Origin of the sequence: Immundisolibacter sp., assembly GCF_028696615.1 — a bacterium.
In the GTDB taxonomy this organism is placed as follows: Bacteria; Pseudomonadota; Gammaproteobacteria; order Immundisolibacterales; family Immundisolibacteraceae; genus Immundisolibacter.
In genome coordinates this window covers 1-7417 of sequence record NZ_JAQVGQ010000137.1, presented here as the reverse complement: position 1 = coordinate 7417, position 7417 = coordinate 1, and the positions used below count along the sequence as shown (strand labels likewise).

Here is a 7417-nt window from a genome sequence, read left to right as displayed (position 1 = left end):
GCGGTCATGTTCGCGGCCTTTCTGGGGCATTTGTACCCGCTCTATTTTGGCTTTGCCGGCGGCAAGGGAGTGGCCACCACGCTCGGCGTGGTGCTGGCCATGAGCCCGCCGGTCGGCATCGCCACCTGCCTGACCTGGCTGGCCACCGCGGCGCTGACGCGCTACTCGTCGCTGGCGGCGCTGGTGGCGGTGGGTGTGACGCCGGTCTACACCCTGCTGTGGACGCGCCAGCCGGCGCTGGTGCTCGCCACGGCGCTGATCGCCGTGATCCTCACCTGGCGGCATCGGGAGAACATCCAGCGCCTTCGCGCCGGCACCGAAAGCCGCATCGGTCACAAGAAGGCCGCCTCGTGAACTACTGGCTGTTCAAGTCCGAACCGGACGTGTTCGGCATCGACGATCTGGCCGCCAGACCGGACGCCACCGAGCACTGGGACGGCGTGCGCAACTACCAGGCGCGCAATTTCATGCGCGCCATGCGCCTTGGCGATCAGGCGTTTTTCTATCATTCCAACTGCGACCCGCCGGGCATCGTCGGCATCGTCGAGGTGGTGCGCGAGACCTACCCGGACCACACGGCCTGGGACCCGGAAAGCAAGTACTACGACCCTGCCTCGACGCCGGACAATCCGCGCTGGTTCATGGTGGACGTGCGCCTGGTGCGCAAGCTGCCGCGCCTGGTGTCGCTGGCCGAACTGCGCGCCGACCCGGCGCTCATCGAGCTGCCGCTGGTCCGGCGCGGCAACCGGCTGTCGGTGATGCCGGTGCCGGCGGCGGCGTGGGAGCACATCCTGCGCCTGGCCGAGGGCGGCTGAAGAGGACCGGCGCGCACCCGCACGCCAGTCGTCCGTCCCCTCGAGCGGCGTTTACGCGCCGCGCGGAATCGTCTGCGCCTCGGCAAACTCGTAGATGCCCTCGGCGCCGCCCTCGCGGCCGAAGCCGGACTGTTTCATGCCGCCGAACGGCGCCTCCGGCGTCGGACCGGAGCCGGTGTTCCAGCCGATGTGCTGGAACTGCAGGCCGGCGATGACGCGCTGGGCGCGCGCCTCGTCGCGCGTGAACACGTAGGCGGCGAGACCGAACTCGGTGTCGTTGGCCATCTCGATCACCTGCGCTTCGGTCTCGAACTCGCCCACCGGCGCCAGCGGGCCGAAGGTTTCCTCGCGCCAGCACAGCATGTCGCGCGTGAGCCCGCGCACCACCGTCGGCGGGTGGAAACCGCCCCATTCGGTGTCGAGCGGCTTGGCGCCGCCGCCGACCAGCAGCTTGGCGCCCTTGGCCACGGCGTCTTCCACGTGCTGGCGCACCTTCTCGTAGCCGGCGCGGTCCACCAGCGGGCCGATGTCGGTGTCGGGCTCCATGCCGTTGCCGAGCTTGAGCTTCTTCACGCGCTCGACCACCTTGTCCACGAACGCGTCGGCCACCTGGCGCTGCACCAGCACGCGGTTGGCGCACACGCAGGTCTGGCCGTTGCCGCGGAACTTGCTCAGCATGAGCTGGTCGGCGGCGTGGTCGAGATCGGCGTCCTCGAACACGATGAACGGCGCGTTGCCGCCGAGTTCCAGCGTCAGGCGCTTGACCTGCGGCGCGCTCTTCTCGATCAGCTCGCGGCCGACTTCGGTGGAGCCGGTGAAGCTCACCACCGCCACGTCCGGGTGACTCAGCAGCGTGTCGCCGATCATGCCGGCCGAGCCCATCACGAGATTCGCCCGCCCGGCCGGCAGCTTGACGATGCGGTCCAGGATCGTGAACAGCGCCAGCATGGTCAGCGGCGTCTTGGAGGCGGGCTTCACGATGCTGGCGCAATCCGCCGCAATGGCGGCCGACAGCTTCTTGGCGATCATGCCGATCGGGAAGTTCCACGGCACGATCAGGCCCACCACGCCGGCCGGGCGGTACTGCACGGTCCAGGTGCAACCGCGGGGTTTCTCGTCGAGCGTGCGTGGCTTCAGCAGGTCCAGGTGCTCGGCGCAGTAGGCGAAAAAGCCGGCCGCGTAGTCGGCCTCGCCGGCGCCTTCCTTCCAGGTCTTGCCGTGCTCCAGGCACAGGATGCGGCCGATTTCCTCGCGATGCTCGCGCAGCGCCTTGGCGATGCCGGTGAGCCAGGCGTGGCGCTGCTCGAAGCTCGACGGCGTGCGCAGCGCCTTTTTGGCGGCCTCGATGGCGGCGATCACCTCCTCGCGCGCCAGCGCGGCGACGTCGGCGAGGTGATCGCCCGTGGCCGGGTTGATGACCTTGAAGGTCTTGCCCGAGGCGGGTTGGGTCCAGCGACCGTCGATGTAGGCGTCCAGGTGCGGCAGCAGCGGCGAGTCGATCATGTTTCGTCCTTGCGAATGGCGCGGCGCGGGCGCCGCAGAAGTGCGGTGGCATTATAGGCCGGCCGGTCGCACGGGCCGGCGGTCGAGGAGACAGCCATGGGACAGCACAAGTGGGCCGAGCAGGCCCCGGATGAGGATTTTTTTCGCATTCTGGCGCCGGACGGCCGCCTGGTCGGCACCGCGCCGGACCTCGACGACCAAACGCTGCTGCGCATGTACCGCACGCTGGTGCTCACACGCGCCTACGAGACGCACACCATCCGCATGCAGCGGCGCGGCGAGCTGAGCGTGACCGCGCAGTCCACCTACGAGGAGGCGGTGGGTCTGGGCGCCGCGGCGGCGCTGCGGGAAGGCGACTGGTGCTTTCCGTCCTACCGGCAGTTCGCGGCGCACCTGTACTGGGGCGTGCCCATGGACCGCACGCTCGCCATCCTGCGCGGCGGCGCGCCGGAAACGATCGCCGAGCACCTGCCGCTCGAGCGCGAACCCGGCGTCACCTTCACGCCGTATGGCGTGATCCTCGGCACCAACGTGCTGAACGCCGCCGGCTCGGCCATGGCCGATCGCTTCAACCAGCGCGACATCGTGACGCTGGCCTTCACCGGCGAGGGTTCGACCAGCGAGGGCGATTTTCACGACGCGCTCAACTTCGCTGCCGTGTTCAAGGCGCCGCTGGTGGTGGTGGTGCACAACAACCAGTGGGCCATCTCGACCCCGGCGCACCGCCAGCACGCGGCGCCCACCTTTGCCCACAAGGCGCTGGCGCACGGCCTGCCCGGCGAGCGGGTGGACGGCAACGACGTGCTGGCCATGTACCAGAAAACCCGCGAGGCGGTGGACCGGGCGCGCGGCGGCGGCGGCCCCACGCTGATCGAGGCGGTCACCTACCGCGTGGTGGACCACAACACGTCCGACAGCGCCGAGGTGTACCGCGACCAGACGCTCGCCGAGCGCTGGAAGCAGTTCGACCCGCGCCTGCGCTTCGAGGCGTATCTGGCCGCCCGCGGCCTTTACACGGACGCACTGCGCGAGCAGTACGAGGCCGAGTGTCTGGCCGAGGTGCAGGCCGCCGCGGCGCGCGCGCTGGCCATTCCGCGCTCGGACCCGATGACCCTATTCGAGAATCATCTGCAGGGCGATCCCGGCTGGTCACTGCGCCTGCAGCAGCGCGAGCTGGCCGCCGAGCTGAACGGCCTGAACCCCTACACCAGCATCGACCCGGAGGCCCTGTCGTGAGCGGCACCACTGATCTCAATTTGGTGCAGGCGGTCAACGCGGCGCTGCGCGGCGAGCTGGCCCGCGATCCTGCGGTGCGGGTGATGGGCTACGACATCGGCCCCATCGGCGGCGTGTTCCGCGCGACTGAAGGGCTGTACGACGCCTTCGGCGGCGAGCGCGTGATCGACACACCGCTGTCGGAAAACGGCCTCGTCGGCGCGGCGGTCGGCATGGCCATGCGCGGCGAGCGGCCGGTGGTGGAAATCCAGTTTCTGGGGTTTCTGTACAACGCGTTCGGGCAGTTCGTGTGCCTGATGTCGAACGTGCGCGAGCGCTCGGGCGGGCAGTTTTCGGTGCCGATGACCATCCGCACGCCGTTCGGTGGCGGCATCAAGCCGCTGCAGTTCCATTCGGAATCGACCGAGTCCTACCTGATCCACACGCCGGGCGTGCGCGTGGTGTGCCCGAGCACGCCGGCCGAGGCCAAGGGCCTGCTGGCCGCCTCCATCCGCTGCGACGATCCGGTGGTGTTCCTGGAACACAGCCGCCTGTACCGGGCGTTTCGCGAACCGGTGCCGGACGCGCCCTACACCTTGCCGCTCGACCAGGCGCGGGTGGCGCGCGAGGGCCGCGAGGTCACGGTGCTGGCCTGGGGCGCCATGGTGCATGTGGCGCAGCAGGCCATCGACGAGATGGGCGTGGATGCTGAGCTCATCGACCTGCGCGTGCTGGCGCCGCTCGACGTGCCGACCATCCTCCATTCCGTGCGCCGCACCGGGCGCTGCGTGATCGTGCACGAGGCGCGGCGCACGTTGGGCCTGGGCGCGGAGCTGTCGGCGCTGGTCAACGAGCACGTGTTCGATTGTCTCAAGGCGCCGGTGCGGCGGGTGACGGCCTTCGACGTGCACTTCCCGGAAAACCAGACCGAGGACTTCTACCTGCCCGACGCGCGGCGCGTGCGCTACGGCATCGAGTCGGTGCTGCAATACAAATTCTGAGAGCTTGTGAATTTTTCAAGCTCTCAGGCCGGCCAGGGATGGCCGGACGCGAATCGAGCCCGTAAGGGCTTGATTCGCGTGAGCCCGTCCGGGCGTGTACCGGACGGGCGAGGCAAGAAATGCGCAGGACGCGCATTTCTTCACATACCCTGAGGAGAACCGACGATGCGCTTTGAGTTTCGCCTGCCGGACGTCGGCGAAGGCATCACCGAGGCCGCGCTGGTCGAGTGGCGCGTGGCGCCGCAGCAGACGGTGCGCGAGGACGACGTGCTGTGCACCATCGAGACCGACAAGGCGGTAGTGGAAATCCCGGCCCCCTGCGACGGCCGGGTCGAGCGCCTGGCCGCCGCACCGGGCGACACCCTCAAGGTCGGCGAGCTGCTGGCGGTATTCGACACCGACCGGCCACCGGCGCAGCAGTTCGCCGGCGACAAGCACGCCGCGGCCCTGTCGACACCCGCCCCGGCGGTCGCGCCCGAACCACCGCCGGCGCCCACCGGCCCCGTGCGCGCCGCGCCCAGCACCCGCCGCTACGCGCGCGAGCGGGGGGTGGATCTGGCCGCCATCACCGGCAGCGGCCCCAAGGGCCGGGTGCTGCGCGCGGACATCGACGCCGCCGCGCGCCCGGCCGCACCGGCGCACGCGCCCTCCCCCGCGCCAGCCGGCGGCGAGAAACGCTGGCGTCTTACCGGCATCGCCAAGGCCATGTACGACAGCATGAGCCGCGCCGCCCGCGTGCCGCAGGCGACCACCGGCTTTGCCGTCAACGCCGCCGCCTTCGAGGCGGCCCGCAAGCGCCTGTCGGCCCATACCGGCACGCGCGTGTCGTTCGTGGCGCTGCTGATCAAGGCGCTGATCCCGGCGCTGAAGGCCATGCCGCAGTTCAACGCCAGCCTCGACGACGACACGCTGGAAGTGATCGAAAAGCACTACTACCACATCGGTTTTGCGGCCTACACCGACGCCGGCCTGGTGGTGCCGGTGATCCGCGACGCGGACCGGATGAGCGTGCTCGAGCTGTCGAACGCCATCGAGGATCTGGCCAACCGCGCCCGCGAACGGCGTCTGGGGCCGGACGAACTGCGCGGCGCCACCTTTACCTTGAGCAACTGGGGCAGCCACGGCGGGCAGGACATTTTCGGCACGCCCATCATCAACCCGCCGCAGGTGGCCATCCTCGGCATGGGCCGGGTGCGCAGCGAACCCGTAGTGGTGGACGACAGCCGCATCGAAATCCAGCGCCGCCTGAATCTCGTACTGTCCTACGACCACCGGCTGATCGACGGCGTGACGGCGCTGCGCTTCATGCAGCCTATCCTGGCCGCGGTGGAAGACCCGCTGCTGCTGCTGGCGGATGCCTGAGGGCTTGTGAATTTTTCAAGCTCCGAGGCCGGCCAGGAATGGCCGGACGCGAATCGAGCCCGCAAGGGCTTGATTCGCGCGAGCACGTCCGGGCGTGTACCGGACGGGCGACGCAAGAAATGCGCAGCACGCGCATTTCTTCACAAACTCTGAGGGCGCGCGCCGCGGCGAGCCGAAACATTCCAGGGACGGAATTTTTCAGCCTCAATCAATCAATAGGTATCCACCGGGTCCACGTCCAGCGACCAGCGCACCTGGCGCGCCGCCGGCAGCTGGGCGATGGCCGGCAGCCAGCGGCGCAGCAACTGGTGCAGCGGCGCGCGGCGGCGCGCCTGCAGCAGCAGCTGCGCGCGGTAGCGCCCGGCGCGCTTGGGGCTGGGCGCCGGCACCGGGCCCAGCAGCTCGACGCCGGCGTGGCCGAATTCGGCCGCCAGCGACAGCGTCTCGCCGAGGAACCACAGCGCCTCCTGGGCGCCCACCGCCTCGGCGCGCAGCAGCGCCAGATGACTGAAAGGCGGCCAGCCGGCGGCCTCGCGCTCGGCCAGCAGGCCGCGCGCGAACACGCCATAGCCGCCGCGCAGCAGCGCCTGCCACAGCGGATGCTGCGGCTGGTGGGTCTGGATCAGCACCCGGCCGGGCTCGCTGCCACGCCCGCAGCGGCCGGCCACCTGATGGATGGTCTGCGCCAGGCGCTCGGTGGCGCGAAAATCCGCCGCGAACAGGCCCTGATCGGCATCGAGAATGCCAACCAGCGTCACGGCCGGAAAGTGATGGCCCTTGGCCAGCATCTGGGTGCCGATCAGGATGTCGGCGCGGCCGTCGCGGGCGGCGGCCAGGTAATCGTCGAGTGCGCCGCGCCGGCGCGTGCTGTCGCGGTCCACCCGCAGCACGGCGTGGTCCGGAAACAACTCGGCCAGATCGGCCTCGATGCGCTCGGTGCCCACGCCAAGCGGCAGCAACTCGGTGCTCCCGCACTCGCCGCAAGCGGTCGGCGCCGGCCGCTCGCTGCCGCAGTGGTGGCACACGAGCAGGCGCCGCGCCCGGTGCAGCGTGTAATGCGCATCGCAGCGCGTGCACTTGGGCACCCAGCCGCAGGCATGGCACAGCAGCACCGGCGCGTAACCGCGGCGGTTCAGGAACAGCATCACCTGCCGCCCGGCGGCCAGTTCATCGCGCATGGCCGCCGCCAGCGCCGGCGAAACCAGCCCCGTCATGCGCTGGTGGCGCACGTCGAGCAGCTCGAGCCGCGGCAACCGCGCGCTGCCGGCCCGCTCGTGCAGGTGCAGCGCCCGGTACTGGCCACGTTCCGCTTGCGCCAGGCTCTCCAGCGACGGCGTGGCGCTGCCGAGCAGCACCGGCAGGTTTTCGATCCGCGCGCGCAGCACCGCCATGTCGCGCGCGTGGTAGCGAAAGCCGTCCTGCTGCTTGTAGGAGCTGTCGTGTTCCTCGTCGACCACGATCAAACCCAGGCGCGGCAGCGGCGCGAACACCGCCGAGCGCGTGCCGATCAGCACGCCGGCG

7 protein-coding genes are annotated in these 7417 nt (G+C 70.1%); 5 read left to right on the top strand and 2 right to left on the bottom strand.

What is annotated here, in order from left to right; all coding sequences use genetic code 11:
- Together PHC73_RS09590 and PHC73_RS09585 are read left to right on the top strand one after the other, a co-directional pair.
- Positions 1–354 (top strand): glycerol-3-phosphate acyltransferase (locus PHC73_RS09590; RefSeq protein WP_300127181.1); only part of this gene is annotated, 354 nt, incomplete at its 5' end.
- A complete protein-coding gene (locus PHC73_RS09585; RefSeq protein WP_300127178.1) occupies positions 351–815 on the top strand; it encodes an EVE domain-containing protein in 465 nt (154 codons plus the stop codon). The genes PHC73_RS09590 and PHC73_RS09585, both read left to right, overlap by 4 nt.
- A gap of 51 nt (positions 816–866) precedes the next feature.
- Here the strand turns inward: PHC73_RS09585 and PHC73_RS09580 are convergent, their stop codons facing one another.
- Positions 867–2318: an NAD-dependent succinate-semialdehyde dehydrogenase gene (locus PHC73_RS09580; protein ID WP_300127175.1), complete on the bottom strand. Its 1452-nt coding sequence runs from the start codon at positions 2316–2318 to the stop codon at positions 867–869.
- 96 nt (positions 2319–2414) lie between these two features.
- Here PHC73_RS09580 and PHC73_RS09575 point away from each other — a divergent pair, with 96 nt between their 5' ends.
- The 3 genes from PHC73_RS09575 (at position 2415) to PHC73_RS09565 (ending at position 5896) form a co-directional block, all read left to right on the top strand.
- Entirely contained in the window at positions 2415–3554 is a 1140-nt protein-coding gene (locus PHC73_RS09575; RefSeq protein WP_300127172.1) for a thiamine pyrophosphate-dependent enzyme, read from the top strand.
- Positions 3551–4534, top strand: a complete 984-nt coding sequence (locus PHC73_RS09570) for an alpha-ketoacid dehydrogenase subunit beta (RefSeq protein ID WP_300127169.1) — start codon at positions 3551–3553, stop codon at positions 4532–4534. The genes PHC73_RS09575 and PHC73_RS09570 overlap by 4 nt, the downstream gene beginning before the upstream one ends.
- 165 nt (positions 4535–4699) lie before the next feature.
- The gene (locus tag PHC73_RS09565) at positions 4700–5896 is read left to right on the top strand and encodes a dihydrolipoamide acetyltransferase family protein (protein ID WP_300127166.1); all 1197 of its coding nucleotides are present in this window, start codon (positions 4700–4702) and stop codon (positions 5894–5896) included.
- A 212-nt stretch (positions 5897–6108) separates the two neighbouring features.
- Here PHC73_RS09565 and priA read toward each other — a convergent pair.
- Positions 6109–7417: primosomal protein N' (priA, locus tag PHC73_RS09560; protein WP_300127163.1), on the bottom strand; the 1309-nt coding region annotated here is incomplete at its 5' end.